Raw genomic sequence first — 19,474 nt, forward strand, 5'->3', positions numbered from 1 at the left:
CATTGCGAGCGCCGTAGGCGCGCGGCAATCCAGTTATGTCATTTCTTTATATAAATCTGTCCAATTCTGTCTAGATTGCCACACTTCACTGTCATTGCGAGAGGACGCATGGCAATCACAATGACGAATGATACTAACTTAATTTTTTCTGAGTCGAAATCCCGGCTAAATTTGCAGCAAACTTCTTAAGCACACAAATACCCGTCGCTTCTGCTTGTTTACACCATTCTTGTAACGCTTCTAATAGTTCGCGCTGTGTAGCCGTAGTACGACACCAAATATCTTGCAACTTAATCCGGTATTGATAAACCAAAGCCAACATATCATGTTTTTTAATGATATCAGCAAGTTGCTGTTTACGTTCATCGTTTAATAACGATTCGGTACGAATAAGTGAAGTCTTAGCACGTTTCAATAAGGCTTTACTCATCGTAGTATTCGCTTTTTCTGTTTCTTCTTCTAAAACAGGTAAAAGCACTTCTTTACTATAGCGCGCCATCACTTGAAAACGATTAGTGATCAACGCTGCTAAGGTATCTAAATCAACCTGGCGTTTACCAGGTGTTTCTTTAAGTTGCGGAGAAACGCGTTTAACTTTAGCCAGCTTTAACGCCTGAAATAAACGAATATAAACCCAACCTAAATCGAACTCCCAAGGCTTAACGGATAATTTAGCCGAGGTAGGAAAGGTGTGATGATTATTATGCAGCTCTTCTCCACCAATAAAAGCACCAAGAGGAAGAAGATTACGTGCCGCATCAGGACATTCAAAGTTACGATAACCCCAGTAATGACCTATACCATTCACAACACCGGCGGCAAATAAAGGAATCCATAGCATTTGTAAGGCCCAAATCGTCACACCAGGAATACCAAATAAAACCACGTCGATAACAAACATGCTGACGATACCCATCACACTATGTTTGCTGTAAACATTGCGTTCCATCCAATCATCTGGGGTACCTTGACCATAGCGTTCCATGGTATCCATATTTTTTGATTCTTCGCGATAAAGCTCAGCACCTTCAAAAAATACTTTTTTAATCCCTTTGATTTGCGGACTATGTGGGTCTTCCTCTGTTTCACACTTAGCATGGTGCTTACGGTGAATAGCAACCCATTCTTTGGTTTCCATACCCGTGGTTAACCACAACCAAAAACGGAAAAAATGACTCAACGCTGGATGTAAATCCAGTGAACGATGGGCTTGGGAACGATGTAGATACACCGTCACACCAATAATCGTAATATGCGTTAGTATTAACAAGGCTATTACATAGCCCCAAAATGATAAATTCAATAACCCGAATAACATACGCTAACCTCTTTATAAGCCGGATTTAGCCTTTCTACGGCTAACCCAAAATTTTTTATTTAAATTTTTATTAACCGTCATGGCAAGCTTACGTAGTAAGCGCGGCCATCCAGTCATAATCTCTAGATTGCCACGCGCGCTGCGTGCTCGCAATGACGATTCATTCTTCTTTATATTCTATTAGCTTAACAACCTGCTTAACACCGGCTGACTTTCTGGCAATTAATGCCGCCAGATCAGCTTGCTTGGGAGTAGAGACACCTAGAATGTATACCACACCATTCTCAGTCACTATCTTAAAATGATTCGACTTTAACTCTCTATTCGCAAACATTTTCATTTTAACAGTCGAGGTAATACCCACATCTTTGGTACGTTGCAAGGCGGTTGTAGGAATACCGACAGTAATTTTATTAAACACCCGTTTAACACCCGGTATTGATTTTGCATACTCTTCTGCTTTAGCCCGTAATTCCTCGTCATAGGCTTGACCCGTTAACAACACCACTTGGTTATAGCTCACCGAGGAGATGTGGGTTTCTGATGACAACGTTGCATCATTAGCCAATTTCTTATTCGACTTATAATTGATTTCCTCATCGCTTTTAATCACACCAATCGGGCGCGGATCCGTGACCAAGCCCCCGGTTGCGGCACTACCCGCTACAAAAGCACCGGCCACACAGCCTTGCAAGGCCAGTGATAGGGTCAAAATAAGAAAAATCTTTTTCATTAAGCTTTCTAACCTCTAAATAACCGTCTTAAAAAACGGGATGAGTAATCGTCATAAATGACGCTTTTGTCAGCCATATCAATTGGCTGGGAAATAAGCCAAAAACGAGTAATAGTATAGCATTAATACTGAGCGCAAGGTAGGTATCTTGTGCGATTTGCAGGGGGAGCAAGGTGGGCTCTGGCTCCTCAAAATACATGACTTTTACCACATAAAGGTAGTAATAGGACCCAATAATAGCAAAAATGATAGCCAATGTGGCTAACCACAGCTGATGAGCCTCTATGAGGGCTTGCAATATACCCATCTTGGCAAAAAAGCCGGCGGTAGGCGGAATACCGGCCATAGAAAACATAATAATCAGCATCAAAAAGGCTAGCCATGGGCTACGGGCATTTAAGCCTCGCAAATCGTTCACATTTTCAACCTCATGGCCCGATTTACTGACGACAATTAGAATACCAAAGGCTGCTACGGCCATTAATCCATACATGAGCACATAAAATAAACTCATGGCATAGCCAAACGCCGTACCTGCCACTAAGCCTAATAAGGTATAGCCAATATGCGCGATCGCCGAATAGGCCAACATCCGTTTGAGATTGGTTTGCACAATAGCAACCAGATTGCCTAGGCCAAACGAGAAAAATGCAATAATCGCCAATAGCGGTTGCCAATGGTCATGCAGCATAGGCAATGCATCGACCAGTAGCCGTATCGCCATCGCCAAACCAGCTACTTTAGGCGCCGCACCCACAAAGAGTGTGACGGCCGTCGGTGCACCTTGATACACATCAGGCACCCATAATTGAAAAGGAACCGCCCCTAATTTAAAGGCAATCCCCGCCACAATGAAGATAAGCCCTATCGCTAAAATAATGGGTGATTGTGTACTATGCAGTAAGGCTTGATTAATGTCGGGAATAATAAGCGAATGGGTGGCACCATAAATCAGCGAAAGACCATATAAAAATAAACCGGCCGCTAATGCGCCTAAGATAAAATATTTCATCGCGGCTTCTGCGCTATTCGAACAACCGCGTTGCAAAGCAACTAAGGCATAAAGCGGGAAGGATAAAAGTTCTAAACCTAAATAAAGTGTTAACAAACTATTCGCTGAGGTTAAAATCAGCATGCCTAGAATAGAAAATAAACCCAACAAATAGAATTCACCCGGGTTAATGGGTTTTTTCTTAATCGAATCATGCACATAAATAAAAGAAAAAATGCTAAGAATCAACAAGCTGAATTTAATCACATACGCGACGGAATCCCAGATAAAATGTTGATTAAAAATAACTTGTGACGGTATGGTATGCGCACGAAAAACTAAAAATAAAGTCAGCAGTAAAGTTAACTGTGTGGCCATATATGTCACGTCGCCCTGCTTTTGTTTAACAAAAAGCTCTATGAGCAAAACGATACAAATCATTGCTAATAAAGCAATTTCAGGCAATGCAGGAAAGTTTAAGAGTGTTGTAAGTGTTAGCATCATCATAATTTAGTTTGCAAACTCAACTGCAAAATTGAGTCTATAGAAGTATGCATCATGGTTAATAAGGGCGATGGATAGACTCCAATAAAAATAATGGCGAACGCTAATAAAATAAAAACTACTTTTTCAAAGCCCTGAATATCCGTGCCGGTCTCTATTAAAGGATTCGTCACTTCGCCTAAAAATACCCGCTTATACATATATAATGTATAAGCAGCACTGAGAATCAAGGTCGTTGCAGCAACCACCGTAATCCAAAAACTGGCCTGCATCGCGCTCATAATAATCATAAACTCGCCTACAAAGCCGGACGTACCCGGAAGCCCCACATTCGACATCGCGAACAATAGAAAAAAGGCGGTTAATAACGGCATACGAAATGCTAAGCCACCGTAATCTTTAATCTGCCGGCTATGGAAACGATGCGCTAACATACCCACTGCTAAAAACATGGCGCCTGAACTAAAGGCATGTGAAATCATCTGCACCATCGCACCTTCTAAACTCATATAAGCCATCGAGGTGTTTTGGCTATGTTTCATGATGACAAACACCATAAAACAACCCAATACTACAAAACCCATATGCGCAATCGAGGAATAAGCAATTAAACGCTTCATATCAACTTGCGCTAAAGCAACCATGCCGATGTAAACAATGGCAATTAATGCCTGCACAATCATCACCATATCAAGATAATGACTGGCATCAGGAACAATCGGTAAACTAAAACGCAGAAAACCATAACCACCGAGCTTTAACATTAATGCCGCCAATACCACAGAACCGCCCGCTGGCGCTTCGGTATGTGCATCAGGAAGCCAAGTATGCAATGGCCACATCGGAATTTTGACGGCAAATGCAATTAAGAACGCAAGAAAAATCCATATTTGTTCGCTCATCGTCAATTTAAGCGGATAAAAACCAGCAATATAAAAATCATGTGTAGGATTTTTAAAGCCTAAATAAAGTAAGGCGATCAACATCAAGGCTGATCCCAAAAAGGTATATAAGAAAAACTTAATCGAGGCATAAGAACGATTGGCACTTCCCCACACACCAATACTCAGATACATCGGTATCAGCATCGCTTCCCAAAACACATAAAATAAAATCGAATCAGTTGCGGCAAAGGTACCCACCATCATGGATTGCATGATTAAAAAAGCCGCCATGTATTGCGCTACACGCAATTCAATACTGCGCCAAGCGGCTAGCACCACCAGCAAGGTCGTAAAAACAGTTAGTAAAATCAGCGGTAAGGAAATGCCATCCACGCCTAAGGCATAATTAACGTTAAAAGCGGTAATCCACGGTACATTTTCTTGAAATTGCATACTACTCAATGCCGGATTAAATCCTAGATAAAGCGGTATACATAAACCAATGGAAATCAATGAGGTAATTAAAGCCACCACGCGCGCACGATTAGGATAGGTATCGCCCTTCACTGCTACCACACTGACCGCACCCAGAATAGGTAACCAAATCAGCAAACTTAATAAATGGTGTTGGAATAAACTATGAAAATGTTCGATTAAAGTTGTAAACATGTTTACACGGTTAAAATGAATTTATAATGCAAAAATTAATAAAAATATCACGATGCCTGCGATCATCACCCAGCTATATTGATAAAGATAACCCGATTGTAAGTGCCGCAATACACTAGATAGCCAACTAATACGTCTCCCTGCTCCATTCACTAGATAATGATCTAATAAATTGGCATCCCCTCTAAAAAATAATTTAGCTAAACGGCGCCCACCATCTGCAAACACGGTTTGGTTAAACTCATCAAATCCATATTTACGCACCAGCAGTTGATAAAGCCATACAAAACGTTTTTTAAGCTTATCGGGTAAAGTAGGGATACGACTATAACATAGCCATGCGATGGCAATACCGACTAAGGCAAACAGCAGCGCTAAATGATCAATCAGAAATGCTTTCATGGCAAACGGTTCTAATGGAATAATCTGTTTATGTTCAGGCAATACAAACAAGATAGAACTTAAAAATCCATGTGCCTTTAAAAACGGACCCGCTAATAGATAACCGGCTAGCAGTGAAGGGATTGCTAAGGCAATCAACGCAATTTTCACCACGCCCGGCGACTCATGAATATGTTTTCGTTGTTCTGCGCTAAAACGCTCGTTGGTATGAAAAACCATGAAAAAAGCACGAAACGTATAAAGTGCCGTTACAAAAGCACCGATTAACACACAATAATAAGCATACGGTGCAGCGGATAAATGTGACAAATGTACCGCCTCAATGATGGCGTCTTTTGAATAATAACCTGCAAAAGGTGGGACGGCGGTTAAAGCCAATGCACCGATTAAAAAAGTGCTGTAGGTAATGGGCATAAACTTGCGTAAACCACCCATTTTTCGCATATCTTGTTCGTGGTGCATCGCAAGAATGACGGAACCGGCAGCCAAAAATAATAAAGCTTTAAAGAAAGCATGTGTCACTAAATGAAAAATACCGGCAGCATAAGCAGAAGCACCTAAGGCGACCATCATGTAACCTAACTGTGACAACGTGGAGTAAGCAATCACGCGCTTAATGTCATTTTGTACGATCGCAATCAAACCCATAAATAAAGCGGTTGAAGCGCCTAACACTAAAATAACATTCAACACGGTGGTGGAATATTCATATAACGGCGAAAGGCGTGCGACCAAGTAAACCCCGGCGGTTACCATGGTGGCCGCATGGATTAAGGCTGAAATGGGTGTTGGACCTTCCATGGACTCAGGTAACCACACATGTAAAGGCATCTGCGCCGATTTACCCATCGCGCCAATAAATAATAAGAAACAAATTAAGCTAGTGACCGAACATTGTGTACCCGGAAAAATACTTAAGGTAGCGTGTTGTATGGCCGGTACTGCATGAAACACGGCCAGATAATCTAAACGTCCAAAATAATTAAACAGTAATGCAATACCGAGTAAAAATCCAAAATCACCGATTCGATTCACTAGAAACGCTTTAAAACTACCGGCATTAGCGGATTCTTTCTTAAACCAAAATCCAATTAACAAATAAGAAACTAAACCAACCGCTTCCCAACCAAAATAAAGTTGCAAAAAGTTATTCGCACTCACCAGCATTAACATCGCAAAGGTAAACGCCGACATATAGCTAAAAAAGCGCTTATAACCCGGATCACCGGCCATATAGGCAATACTATAAATATGCACCAGCAAAGAAACAAAGGTTACAATCAGGAACATCACGCCGGTTAAAGGATCGACGAGAAAACCGATATCAAAACGAAACCGACCGGTTAAACCCCAAATATAGAGGTTATGATCCTGAACACCGATATGCTGTACAAACAAAAGATAAGCAAAGTAAAGCGATATGGCAAATGCGACGGCAACACCCGCGATAGTCACGGTATGCGCGACCTGGTTACTAATCCTTTTACCGCCTAAACCCGCAATCAACGCACCAAACAGGGGAAATAAAACCAGTAGAACATTTAATAATTGAACATTCATACGGCACTAACCCTTTAAACGATTTAAGACATCGATTTCAATACTATGCCGGCTACGGAATAAAACAATTAAAATCGCTAAACCGATAGCCGCTTCCACCGCGGCAACTGCCAAAATAAAAAATACAAAAATCTGACCCGCTAAATCCTGAAAATAATGCGAAAAGGCAACAAAATTAATATTAACTGCTAAGAGTAATAACTCCACACACATCAATAAAATGAGTACGTTTTTGCGGTTAATCACCAGACCCAATAAACCTAAGCTAAAAATAATAGCGCCCAGTATTAAATAATAATTCAGTGGAATCATCTTTTTTTATTTGGCTCCATTTTAATAATACGCACCCTATGCGCCGCTTTTACGTTGAACTGCTTTTCAGGCGGTATGGTTTTATTAAAGCGTTTTTCTTTAGTACTTAATGCAATACTGGCAATAATAGCCACTAATAATAAAACACCGACGATTTCAAAGGGATAAGCATATTCTGTATACAAAATATTGCCTAATGCCTGCGTATTACTCACCTCAGCGGCTTGAGAAATTAAGGTATGCGCTGTCACAACAGGGAACAAGGCGTAAATAAGAATCGCCAGTAATACCGCGACGGTAATCACCGCATACGGAAGGTAGCTAACAAAACCACGTTGTTTTTCAGTGGCATCAATGTTTAACATCATGATGACAAATAAAAACAAGGTCATGACCGCGCCCACATAGACTAAAATTAACACTAAGCCTAAAAACTCCGCTTCTAATAAAATCCATAAAGCCGCCGCCGCAAAAAAAGCTAACACTAAAAATAAAGCCGATCGTACCGGATTACGTGCAATCACGGTCATGAATGCCGCCGCAATTAATAGCGCCGCAAATAAAAAGAAAGCACATTGTTGAATCGGAATTATCATCTCTTTCGTCCGTCGTCCTGCGGCTTGACCGCAGGACCTATCATTGTTAAATAAATATTTTTACAAAACTCATCAAATACTCTTTTTCCTCGTCTGGATCCCGCGGTCAAGCCGCGGGACGACGTCCTTGGGTAAGTATTCAATCCTTTGGTCAAACCAGAGGACAGCGGCCGGGACGATGCGTTTAACGATAAGGTGCATCTTCTTTTCGCTCCTCAGCTATCTGCTTCTCATAACGATCGCCAATCGCTAATAGTTTTTCCTTGGTCATAATCTGTTCGCCACGATTTTCAAAGTGATAATGCGGAATATTGGTTTCCACAATCGCATCTACCGGGCAAGATTCTTCACAAAACCCACAATAAATACACTTAAACAAGTCAATTTCATACAGTGATGTTCGACGTGAACCATCGTCACGTGGTTTCGCTTCAATCGTAATCGCTAACGCAGGACACACCGCTTCACACAATTTGCAAGCAATACAACGCTCTTCACCATTCGGATAACGACGTAAGGCATGCAAACCACGAAACCTAACCGAACGTGGCGTTTCTTCTTCCGGAAACTGGATAGTCACTTTTTTCTTAAAAAAGTGTCGGCCGGTTACGCTTAAGCCTTTAAAAAGTTCCCACAGTGTATAGGCTTTGATAAGTTGTAACGTTCTTTTCAGCATATTCATGAGCTAAACCAAGGCGCGAGTTTAAATTGTACTGCAAATGCAACCACTGTTATCCAAAGCAAGGTAACAGGAATTAAAATCTTCCAGCCTAAACGCATTAATTGATCGTAGCGATAGCGTGGAAAGGTGGCACGTGACCAAATGAAGAGCCACAAAAAAACCGCCATTTTTAAAAACAACCAGATGATACCAGGAACCCATAAAAATGTTTTATCTAAAACAGGAATTCCTTGAAACGGTGATAACCAACCCCCTAAAAAAAGTAAGGATGCAATCGCCGCAATTAAAATCATATTCATATATTCGGCGAGAAAGAATAATGCAAACGCAATGCCTGAATATTCCACGTGAAAACCTGCCACGATTTCTGATTCACCTTCGGCTAAATCAAAAGGTGCACGATTCGTTTCTGCAATACCGGAAATCCAATAGGTAATAAACAAAGGTAACAACGGTAACCAAAACCAATGCCAAAGCCCGCCGTCTTGTTTTATCACGATATCATGCAAATTCATGCTACCGGCGGCTAATAACACACCCACAAACGCGAATCCCATCGCAATTTCATATGAAATCGTTTGTGCAGCGGCACGTAATGCACCGAGTAAGGCATATTTTGAATTGGTGGCCCAACCGGCAATCAGAATACCGTAAACACCTAATGAGGTGATGGCAAAAAGATACAGTACACCGGCATTAATTTGCGTTAAGGCTAAACCTTCGCTAAATGGGATCACCGCCCAAGCGGCTAACGCCGGCGCAATCGTTACAATCGGCGCGATAATAAATAAATAACGATTAGAAGCAGACGGAACAATAATTTCTTTAGTAATTAACTTAACCACGTCGGCAATGGGTTGCAAAATTCCCAGTGGCCCTACCCGATTAGGTCCAATTCGAGCCTGAATGTAACCAATACCTTTACGTTCTGCTAAGGTTAGATACGCTACCGTCAATAGTAACGGGATCGTAATAATAACGATCTTAATAATGATCCAAAGTAATAAAAGTAAATCATTCAGCATAGATTTCAACCGCTACAAAAGATTCACCCAAGCTTGCTGTCTCGTCACAACCCGCGGGAATCCACACACAGTCATTAGGAAGACGTTCATCAATTAGCACCGCTAAACTTGCCTGCCCGGTGCCTTGTTTAACCTGTACCATTTGACCTTCTTTAAGCTGTAATACCTTGGCTAACTGTGTGTTCATCGCCACGCCCACGCGATCATTACCGGCAGCGGCTTGTAGTGCGGGTGAACGACGCACTAAACTATCTACACGATACAATGGCCATTCGGTAATTCGTGTAATACTCTTCGCACTTGAATTTTTTGCTGCGTTCCCGCTCAATTCGCAATCCTCATGTATATTAATACACTCCGGTTGCTTCATTTTCGCGGCGCCTTGCCAAAAATCCAATTGCTGTGAGTATCCCTTCGAGGAAAACTGTTCTTTTAAAGCCGGGCGCAATTCAGCGCGAATAAAATCATGCGTGGCCTGATTAAAATCCGCTAACCCGGCTAAGTTACCTAGTGTTTGCAAAATTTCCCAAGCCGGTTTTGCTTGACCTAAAGGTGGTATAGCCGGCGCAAAATCTTGCCATTCGCCCGCCACATTCACAAAACTACCACTCATTTCTGCAAAGCTGGTCATCGGTAAGATGATATGTGCATGCTCTAGTAAATAGTTTGATTTATAAGGCGATAACGCAACCACCCAATCGGCTTGTCGTAATGCTTTGACGGCCTGATTCGGATTAGCGCAATCTAAAGAGGGTTCAATGTTGAGGAGTAAATAGGCTTTTAATGCTGAATTAAACATTTCATGCGCGGATAACCCCGGCTTAGCCACCGCAACACCGCCAGGTAATCGATGCGGCACGGCGCCCGCCAACCAAGCACCGGCACTATTCGCACCTTCTGTCATCACCACACAACGTACTGTATCACTATGTTCAGCAATCCATTCACAAAGTTGTGTAATTGTCGCCGCTTGTGGATGATTTTGCGCAATTGCACCTAAAATAATGACAGATCTTTTAGATTTTAGTTTTTCAGCTAATTTCTTTTGCGCTGAAGTGATCGGAATATCCGCCCATGGTGCAGGCACTGCATCACTATTTAAGGCTTTTGCAATACCGGCCAAAACAAACGGCAATTCTTGCGGCGGAATAATAATTTTTTCATTTAATTGAAAAGGAAATTCAATATCTAAACAATTAATGCTGGCTATTTTAGTGCCCGCTAATTGGGCTTTGCGTAATCGATTTGATGCTAAGGGTTGTTCACGTCGAATATTCGATCCAACTAATAAAATAAATTCTTGTTGTTCGAGTTCCGCTAAATTTATTCCTGGCGGAAAAAGTGCGATCTGATCTTGATGGCGACTATCCGTTTGATGTAAACGGTGATCAATATTTTGCGATCCAAAACCGCGCCATAGTTTCTGTAACAGATAAAGCTCTTCCGTAGTGCTGCTCGGCGACGCTAACGCACCCAATGCGGCCGCCCCATCTTTTTCTAAGACCGCTTGAAATCCGTGTATTACTTTTTCTAAAGCTGTTTCCCAATCCAGGATAAACCATTGTCCATCCTCTTTAATATACGGTTTAGTAAGACGATCCGCAGTATGAATACCTAAATAACTATAACGATCTCTATCTGAAGCCCAAGTTTCATTAATATTTTCATTTTCTCGTGGCACCGCACGCATGACTTCTTCTCGGCGCGTATGCAAATAAATGTTTGAACCTAAACAATCATGCGGTGCAATAGACGGTGACTGTTGTAATTCCCACGCACGCGCACTAAAACGAAATGGCTTTGAGGTTAATGCACCGACCGGACACAGATCGATAATATTACCCGACAATTCAGATTCTACGCTGTGTTCGATATAAGTACCGATCTGAAGATTTTCACCCCGATTCAGCGTGCCTAATTCTTTAAGTCCTGCAATTTCCTGACCAAAACGCACACAACGCGTACACTGAATACAACGCGTCATTTCTGTTGAAATTAAACTACCTAAATTATCGTCTTTTACCGAACGTTTACCTTCCGTAAAACGTGAGACAGCTTGTCCATAACCTAAGGATAAATCTTGTAATTCACACTCACCGCCCTGATCGCAAATAGGACAATCGAGCGGATGATTAATTAGCAAAAATTCCATCACCGAACGCTGTGCTTCTTTGGCCTTAGAAGATTCGGTAAACACTTTCATACCGGCTGTCACAGGCGTTGCACACGCGGGTAACGGTTTTCCGGATTTTTCGACTTCCACTAAACACATACGGCAGTTCGCCGCAATGGATAATTTTTTATGGTAACAAAAACGTGGAATATAAATACCAACTTGATCAGCAGCTTCAATAATCGTAGTGTTTTGTTCTACTTGTAGGGGTCGACCATCTATTTCAATATCTATCATTGTCTTATTTCTTCACTAAAATGGATTGTAGTCCCGCGACTTGAGCAACAGAAGGGAACCCAATATTGTTTTAGATTCGTCGTCCCGCGGCTCGACCGCGGGATCCAGTTAAGTAAATTAAGCTTTTTTTCAAAATTTTGTGTAAACATTTATTTTCATCCTGGATCCTGGCATTCGCCAGGATGACGTTCTCAGTGTGGATCTCCCACCGGACAACGTTTATGTTCAATATGTTCAATAAATTCACTTCTAAAGTGTTTAATAAAACTTTGTACAGGCATAGCGGCGGCATCACCTAAGGCACAAATAGTATGACCCATAATTTTTCCAGCGACACTTTCTAATAATTCTAAATCTTGTAAACGCCCTTCCCCGTGCTCAATACGATGCAATACACGCCACATCCAACCCGTTCCCTCTCTACAAGGCGTACATTGGCCGCAGGATTCTTCTTTATAAAAATGTGCAATACGCGTTAAAATTTTTACCATGCACGTGCTCTCATCCATAATAATCACAGCCCCGGAACCTAACATAGAACCGGCTTTAGCAATGGAGTCATAATCCATATTGGTATTCAACATGATATCGCCGGGCAACACGGGCATCGAAGATCCCCCCGGAATAACGGCTTTTAATTGTTTACCGTCTTTCATGCCGCCCGCTAAGGCTAATAACTCGGTAAAAGGCATGCCTAAAGGCACTTCATAGTTGCCAGGTTTATTAACGTGTCCACTCACACTAAAGAGTTTGCAACCACCATTATTCGGTAGTCCTAAATCCAAAAACCATTGACCGCCTTTTTGTAATATCACAGGCACTGAGGCTAATGTTTCAGTATTGTTAATTGTGGTGGGTCGACCGTATAAACCATAATTGGCAGGAAAAGGTGGCTTGAAACGTGGAAAACCTTTTTTTCCTTCTAAAGATTCCATTAACGCCGTTTCTTCACCGCAGATATAAGCACCGGCACCCAGGTGATTATAAAGTTCAAAATCAAAACCCGAATTTAAAATATTTTTACCTAAATAACCGGCTGCTTCAGCTTCTTGCAATGCCGCTTCGCAACGATCAAACGGTTCATAATATTCGCCACGGATATAATTGTAGCCGACGGTAGCACCCATCACATAACCCGCAATAATCATCCCTTCAATCAATTGGTGCGGATTGTAACGCATGATATCTCTATCTTTGCAGGTACCGGGTTCACCTTCATCCGAATTACATAAAACATATTTTTGGCCAGGCGCTGTGCGTGAAATAAAACTCCACTTCAAACCGGTTGGAAAGCCCGCGCCACCTCGACCACGCAAACAAGAAGTTTTTAACTCTGCAATAATCTGTTCAGGTGGTGTTTTCTCACGTAATATTTTTTCTAGCGCCTCATAGCCGCCGACCGATCGATAGCTGGCTAAGCTCCAAGGCTGATCAAGATGTAAGGTACGAAAACAAATGTCATTGGCCATCACAGCTATCCAAGATTTCATCTATTTTTTTTGGCGTTAAATCTTCGTAATAACGCTGCCCAATATGAACCACCGGCGCGTTTGCACACGCCCCTAAGCATTCCACTTCCTTCAAAGTAAATTGCCCATCCGCTGTCGTTTCGCCAAAATTAATCTGTAAACGATCTTTTAAGTGTTTAACAATCTTATCGCAACCGCGCAGCATACAAGAAACGTTCGTGCAAACGCCAATCTTATGCCGACCAACGGGTTTAAGCTCATACATGGAATAAAAAGTAGCGACTTCATACGCTGTCACACGTGACATATGTAAATAATCTGCCACCGCGTCAATCAATTCTCTGGATAAATAACCCTGATTAGCATCCTGCACTAAGGTTAAAGCCGGTAATACCGCGGATTGTCGTCGTTCCGGCGGAAATTTTTTTGTCCATTTATTAATGTCTGCTTTTACACTTTCTGACAAAATACTCTTCGCACTTGAATTTTCGTCAGCGTTCCCGCTCAACTCGCCATCCTCATGTATCATATATACACTCCGGTGGCTTCGTTTTCGCGGCGCCTTGCCGAAAATTCCATTGCTGTGAGTATCCCTTGTTTCATTGTCGTGTTATTCATCGATCGATTTCACCAAATACAATATCGAGACTCGAAAGTATCGCGACTAGGTCGGCTATCATATGTCCTGATGTCATTTCATTCAAGGCCGCTAAGTGCGGAAAACCGGCGGCACGTATTTTAACGCGATACGGTTTATTCGCACCATCGGACACCATATAAACACCAAATTCACCTTTGGGATGCTCAATAGCTGCATACGCTTCGCCGGGAGGCACGCAATAACCTTCGCTAAATAATTTAAAGTGATGGATCAGTGATTCCATATCCCCTTTCATATCCACACGAGGCGGCGGCGCGATTTTATGATCATCGATCATTACCGATCCAGGATTCTGTGCTAACCAATCTACACATTGTTTAATCAGACGCGTTGATTGACGGATTTCTTCGACTCGAACCAGATAACGATCATAACAATCGCCGTTAAGGCCAATCGGAATATCAAAATCGAGTTCGTCATACACTTCATACGGTTGTTTTTTGCGTAGATCCCAGGCCACACCCGATCCACGTAAAATAGGACCGGTACAACCTAATTGCATCGCTCTTTCCGGCGTCAGTACACCAATGCCTACCGTACGCTGTTTCCAGATTCGGTTATCCGTTAATAAGGTTTCATAATCATCGATTAATTTAGGAAAGCGAGAAACGAAATCGGCAATAAAATCTAATAAGCTACCATCCCGATTCGCATTCAGGGTGCGGGTTTCTTTTTCGTTATGCCATTGTGAGGGCTTATATTGCGGCATCTTATTCGGCAAATCCCTATAAACGCCGCCCGGGCGATAATACGTCGCGTGCATACGCGAACCAGAAACTGCTTCATAGCAATCAATTAAATCTTCACGTTCACGAAAACAATATAAAAAAACCGTCATGGCACCTATATCTAAGGCATGCGCACCCAACCACAGTAAATGATTAAGCAACCGAGTAATCTCATCAAACATGACGCGAATGTATTGCGCACGCTTCGGTGGCGTCACACCAAGCATTTTTTCAATCGCTAGCACATACGCATGCTCATTACACATCATGGATACGTAGTCTAAACGATCCATATAACCGATATTTTGATTATAGGGTTTGCTTTCGGCAAGCTTTTCGGTTGCACGGTGCAATAAACCAATATGCGCATCGGCGGATTGTATGACTTCACCGTCCAGTTCTAATATCAAACGCAACACACCATGGGCAGCCGGATGTTGCGGACCAAAGTTGAGGGTGTAATTACGTATCTCAGGCATTATTCGATTTCTCAGAAGAGGCAGAAGGTAATTCGTTCGGTGGCTTACGGATGGTCTTTGCAACTAAGGTACGTGGCGTAATCGTCACTGGCTGATAAATAACACGCCCTTGATTCGCATCATAGCGAACTTCCACATGACCACTTAAAGGAAAATCTTTGCGGAAAGGATGACCCACAAAACCATAATCGGTTAATAACCGCCGTAGATCCGGATGGCCTTCAAATACCACCCCATATAAATCAAATGCTTCGCGTTCAAACCAGTTAGCCGCCGACCAAATATCATTCACCGAAGGTACATAAGGTGGTTCGCCTTCCGCAAACACGCGCAGACGCAAACGATGGTTATGGGTTATAGACAGTAAATGCAACACCACACCAAAACGAGGTTTATTCCAATGCAGCGGATGTTCCTGACCACTGTTATCAACCCCGCGCTCAAAGCCCGTGAAGGTAGAACGCTCTGTTCGCCATTCACTGATGCCATAATCCTTATAGTCAACCACACAAAGATCCACTAGCAATTCAAATTTAAAATCCGCTTCATCTCTTAAAGCGACGCAAACCTCAAGTAGTTTTTTTCTCGCTACCTCTAAGGTTATTTCATTCAGTTTAACGCTTAAACCCTGCTCGGGAAAATGATTCTGAAGCGATTGAATTAACACATTGTTTTCAGACATTAGTTACGCTCAATAAAACGGGTTTTTTTAATTTTATTTTGTAACTGTATCACACCATAGACTAAAGCTTCTGCCGTGGGAGGACAACCTGGTACATAAATATCAACAGGGACAATGCGATCACAGCCGCGAACCACAGAATAAGAATAATGGTAATAGCCGCCGCCATTTGCACAAGAGCCCATGGAAATAACCCAACGCGGTTCGGCCATTTGATCGTAGACTTTACGAAGCGCTGGCGCCATTTTATTGCATAACGTCCCCGCCACAATCATCACGTCCGATTGCCGAGGACTGGGTCTAAATACCGCCCCAAAACGATCTAGATCGTAACGCGATGCCGCTGAATGCATCATTTCTACGGCACAGCATGCCAAACCAAACGACATAGGCCATAAAGATCCACTGCGTGCCCAAGCTAATAACTTGTCTAAAGACGTCGTTACAAACCCTTGTTGTTGTAATAAAGGATCTATTCCCACTCTAAAGCCCCTTTTTTCCACTCATAAACAAAACCAATAAATAAAAGACCAATAAAAATTCCCATGGCGGCCAAACCCGGCGTACCAATATGTCGTAAGGATACAGCCCAAGGAAATAAAAATGCGGTTTCTAAATCAAAAATGATAAAGAGAATCGCCACTAAATAATAACGTATATCGAAAGGCAAGCGTGCATCGTTAACGCCGGGAAATCCGCATTCATATGGAGACAATTTCGCTTCGTCAGGCCGACTAGGCGCAACCAATCGGCCAATGGATAACGCCGCAACGCCGACGAATAAGCCAAAGGCAATAAAAACAAGAATGGGAAAATAAAGCTGCAACATGATATTTTAGCAATCCCGAATAATTTGCCGGCTAGTATACAACTTTCAAGGATTAAAATACTATACTTATCATTAAAAAATGCGCCGAGCATTGATGGCTCGTCTTAATGTTTGGCTACCTTCCTTTCATGTAATGGACATTAAACCTCATCGCCTGTATATGCATTCACTTTGTTGCAGTTCATACGTGTGTGCCGTGGAGAATAACTTAACACTACGATGGAATTTATCATGACCCTTAGTGATGGATTCATAGAGAACATCAAACAATAAGCCCAATCGACCTTGCTTCAAAGCAGGATGTTTTTCTTTTAATCTTAATAAGGAAGTCCTGGAGCAAGCATTAGATTCTAACATCGCTTTTAGCGTTAACGCAGCTTGTTCTTTCTTTTCTTAGCGAAAACTCATCTAAGTATTTCTTTAGCGCAAGCGTAGCGATAGCAGCATTCCAACCTATTCTATCTTTTGTCCCGGCTAGCACAAACAGCTGTTTCAGCCTATCTAAATCGAGCTGTGTGATACATTCGTCTATGAAGGTTAATAAAAAGCCTGTCGGGTCCGGCTGTGTTTTGCTTGGTATCGCTATCAATGAAATGACGTTAACGCACCCCAAAAGTTTTTGGAAAAGCATTTTCTGAATCGTCTCCCGACCCATTAATTCACTATGTTTAGCTATAAAATCCAGTAGAGACTCTAGTATTGAGATATCTGTCTTAGAATACACTACCTGTAACAGTAGATTCAGGCCTTGGTTATTTTTTTCCAAGAACATATCTCCGAATGTCTTTTGATCAACCCGACTCAAATCTAATTTAAATAGTTGATCAATTATTTTATTTACCTGGATAGTATGATCAGCACTCCTACTGCTCTCATCCGTTTGGCTTAAAAGTCTCTTTAACTTGCCGATCGTGGAAAAAATTAATTTTTTGTTTGATTTTAAGATTTCCCAAGATTCAGGATGATTAACTTCAATTTCTTCTAATATACAATAGCCCTCCCTCTGAAAAAAATCAGCTGCTATATACTTATCTACCTCAGAAAAACTAAAATCCTCTTTTGAACAAAGCTGTCTTGCCCGAACAAAATCTAATAGATTACGTACTTCCGGCTTTTTAGCAAAATACCCCTCCCTGGATAAAGTCTCAAAAAAACATTTTCTAATAGATTGCCAATCAACATCCCTAATAACACCCTTCTCGTCATCTATAATAAAACAATCTTTAAAATCAATTTCTCCTACATAACGTTCCGTGATCGCTTTTATTTTTTCATATATTTGATGGACATATCCCTCGTCACTCTCATTAGGCCCTGTATAATCTAGACCAAATATCCCACGTAATTGATCAGCTAATAAATAAGGTAAATTGAAAGGGGTATATTCTGTTGCAAATTTTTCCTTTAAGGCTGCAACAATATCGCTATCCTTTAATGATCCCACATAAATATCGTCAGCAAAATTTGCTTTAATGCCAAGTCCTTCACGCTCGGCACATTTCGTCAAAGAATCGAACATAATATAAAAAATTTATTAACAAATAGTTAAACCATACTTAACAAAATATTAAATTATGAAGTGATTTTTATAGGTATCTCGCGAAATAACCCGCGGAAAATATAGAAATTAACCGCTGACTCTTTAAAAATTTAGAGAATTCTTTAGAATAAACACACTTGTATCAACTATTACAGGCAACCAAACAATGCAGATTACACGTCTAAGTGCTTCGCTACTTTTAATGCTAGTAGTCATTATAAACGCCTATGCGAATAGCACGGATTGTATTTGCCACCCCACGCCACGGAATCAACTTCCTCAATATATCATTGGCTATGGTTCTCTGATGGAAACCGCCTCCAAGAATAAAACTGACCACACCAGCGGTGAAAATAGACCGGTAATGATTGATCATTACCAACGCGGTTGGTTTGCAAAAGGATTATCCGTAGGATTAAGTACGACGTATCTCGGTATTATTAAACAGCCAGACGCACACTTTAACGGCACCATCTTTCGTTTAGCAATACCGAATACAATACAAAACTATGATCAACGAGAAAAATATTACTGCCGGGTCTCGGTGCCAACCGCCTTTATTCACCCATTAGATCACCACCCTTTACCAAGCGGTCAGTTCTGGATTTATGAAACAAAGCCTGAATTTATAGCCGAACCGTCAGAAAAATATCCGATCATAAAATCCTATGTCGATATTTTCTTATCCGGTTGTTTAGAAATAGAAAAAAAGTTTCACTTAAATGATTTTACCACAGAATGTATTAAAACCACGACGGATTGGTCACCGCATTGGGTGAATGATAGGATTTATCCTAGACGCCCTTTTGTTTTTGAGCCAAATTCCGCGAGCATTGATGCACTTTTATCAGAAATACAACCCGAAGCGTTCCATCAAATAAAAATTGAACCTTAATTGGCATAAAAAAATAGCGCGAAGCAATCCGGGTAATTAGCTAGATTGCTTCGCGCTAATCGCACTCGCAATGACAAAAACCACCGTCATGGCGAGCGAATGAAA

The 19,474-nt window shown here is 41.6% G+C and carries 18 protein-coding genes; 1 reads left to right on the top strand and 17 read right to left on the bottom strand.

Annotation, left to right across the window (positions count from 1 at the left end; genetic code table 11):
* Nucleotides 1-133: 133 nt before the first annotated feature.
* The 17 genes from DMP02_RS03950 to DMP02_RS04030 form a co-directional block, all read right to left on the bottom strand.
* Entirely contained in the window at nt 134-1,318 is a 1,185-nt protein-coding gene (locus tag DMP02_RS03950; RefSeq protein ID WP_126322778.1) for a DesA family fatty acid desaturase, read from the bottom strand.
* A 160-nt stretch (nt 1,319-1,478) separates the two neighbouring features.
* Entirely contained in the window at nt 1,479-2,051 is a 573-nt protein-coding gene (locus DMP02_RS03955; RefSeq protein WP_126322779.1) for a BON domain-containing protein, read from the bottom strand.
* Nucleotides 2,052-2,079: 28 nt separating this feature from the next.
* Complete coding sequence (gene nuoN, locus DMP02_RS03960; protein ID WP_232019614.1) at nt 2,080-3,549, bottom strand: NADH-quinone oxidoreductase subunit NuoN; 1,470 nt, start codon at nt 3,547-3,549, stop codon at nt 2,080-2,082.
* Nucleotides 3,546-5,099 (bottom strand): complex I subunit 4 family protein, encoded by a 1,554-nt coding sequence (locus tag DMP02_RS03965; RefSeq protein WP_126322780.1) that lies wholly within the window; start codon nt 5,097-5,099, stop codon nt 3,546-3,548. Before DMP02_RS03965 ends, nuoN begins: the two co-directional genes overlap by 4 nt.
* A 21-nt stretch (nt 5,100-5,120) precedes the next feature.
* A complete protein-coding gene (gene nuoL / locus DMP02_RS03970; RefSeq protein ID WP_126322781.1) occupies nt 5,121-7,061 on the bottom strand; it encodes an NADH-quinone oxidoreductase subunit L in 1,941 nt (646 codons plus the stop codon).
* A gap of 6 nt (nt 7,062-7,067) precedes the next feature.
* Nucleotides 7,068-7,373: an NADH-quinone oxidoreductase subunit NuoK gene (gene nuoK / locus DMP02_RS03975; RefSeq protein ID WP_126322782.1), complete on the bottom strand. Its 306-nt coding sequence runs from the start codon at nt 7,371-7,373 to the stop codon at nt 7,068-7,070.
* On the bottom strand, nt 7,370-7,966 hold the full coding sequence (locus tag DMP02_RS03980) for an NADH-quinone oxidoreductase subunit J (protein WP_126323499.1): 597 nt from the start codon (nt 7,964-7,966) through the stop codon (nt 7,370-7,372). The genes nuoK and DMP02_RS03980 overlap by 4 nt, the downstream gene beginning before the upstream one ends.
* Before the next feature lie 187 nt (nt 7,967-8,153).
* Nucleotides 8,154-8,651 (bottom strand): NADH-quinone oxidoreductase subunit NuoI, encoded by a 498-nt coding sequence (gene nuoI / locus DMP02_RS03985; protein WP_197720791.1) that lies wholly within the window; start codon nt 8,649-8,651, stop codon nt 8,154-8,156.
* Complete coding sequence (nuoH, locus tag DMP02_RS03990) at nt 8,648-9,676, bottom strand: NADH-quinone oxidoreductase subunit NuoH (protein WP_126322784.1); 1,029 nt, start codon at nt 9,674-9,676, stop codon at nt 8,648-8,650. The genes nuoI and nuoH overlap by 4 nt, the downstream gene beginning before the upstream one ends.
* The gene (nuoG, locus tag DMP02_RS03995) at nt 9,666-12,086 is read right to left on the bottom strand and encodes an NADH-quinone oxidoreductase subunit NuoG (RefSeq protein ID WP_126322785.1); all 2,421 of its coding nucleotides are present in this window, start codon (nt 12,084-12,086) and stop codon (nt 9,666-9,668) included. The genes nuoH and nuoG overlap by 11 nt, the downstream gene beginning before the upstream one ends.
* Nucleotides 12,087-12,277: 191 nt before the next feature.
* Nucleotides 12,278-13,576: an NADH-quinone oxidoreductase subunit NuoF gene (gene nuoF, locus DMP02_RS04000; RefSeq protein ID WP_232019616.1), complete on the bottom strand. Its 1,299-nt coding sequence runs from the start codon at nt 13,574-13,576 to the stop codon at nt 12,278-12,280.
* Nucleotides 13,545-14,084: an NADH-quinone oxidoreductase subunit NuoE gene (nuoE, locus tag DMP02_RS04005; protein WP_126322787.1), complete on the bottom strand. Its 540-nt coding sequence runs from the start codon at nt 14,082-14,084 to the stop codon at nt 13,545-13,547. Before nuoE ends, nuoF begins: the two co-directional genes overlap by 32 nt.
* 85 nt (nt 14,085-14,169) lie before the next feature.
* Entirely contained in the window at nt 14,170-15,423 is a 1,254-nt protein-coding gene (locus tag DMP02_RS04010; protein WP_126322788.1) for an NADH-quinone oxidoreductase subunit D, read from the bottom strand.
* Complete coding sequence (locus DMP02_RS04015) at nt 15,416-16,105, bottom strand: NADH-quinone oxidoreductase subunit C (protein WP_126322789.1); 690 nt, start codon at nt 16,103-16,105, stop codon at nt 15,416-15,418. Before DMP02_RS04015 ends, DMP02_RS04010 begins: the two co-directional genes overlap by 8 nt.
* Entirely contained in the window at nt 16,105-16,581 is a 477-nt protein-coding gene (locus tag DMP02_RS04020) for a NuoB/complex I 20 kDa subunit family protein (protein WP_197720806.1), read from the bottom strand. The genes DMP02_RS04015 and DMP02_RS04020 overlap by 1 nt, the downstream gene beginning before the upstream one ends.
* A complete protein-coding gene (locus tag DMP02_RS04025) occupies nt 16,578-16,934 on the bottom strand; it encodes an NADH-quinone oxidoreductase subunit A (RefSeq protein ID WP_126322791.1) in 357 nt (118 codons plus the stop codon). The genes DMP02_RS04020 and DMP02_RS04025 overlap by 4 nt, the downstream gene beginning before the upstream one ends.
* A gap of 343 nt (nt 16,935-17,277) precedes the next feature.
* Nucleotides 17,278-18,453 carry a hypothetical protein gene (locus DMP02_RS04030; protein ID WP_145985128.1) on the bottom strand — a complete coding sequence of 392 codons (1,176 nt, stop codon included), beginning with the start codon at nt 18,451-18,453 and terminating at the stop codon, nt 17,278-17,280.
* A gap of 187 nt (nt 18,454-18,640) precedes the next feature.
* Here DMP02_RS04030 and DMP02_RS04035 point away from each other — a divergent pair, with 187 nt between their 5' ends.
* The gene (locus tag DMP02_RS04035; protein ID WP_126322793.1) at nt 18,641-19,369 is read left to right on the top strand and encodes a gamma-glutamylcyclotransferase family protein; all 729 of its coding nucleotides are present in this window, start codon (nt 18,641-18,643) and stop codon (nt 19,367-19,369) included.
* Nucleotides 19,370-19,474: the final 105 nt, after the last annotated feature.

It is taken from the genome of Candidatus Rickettsiella viridis (genome assembly GCF_003966755.1).
GTDB lineage: Bacteria > Pseudomonadota > Gammaproteobacteria > Diplorickettsiales > Diplorickettsiaceae > Rickettsiella_B > Rickettsiella_B viridis.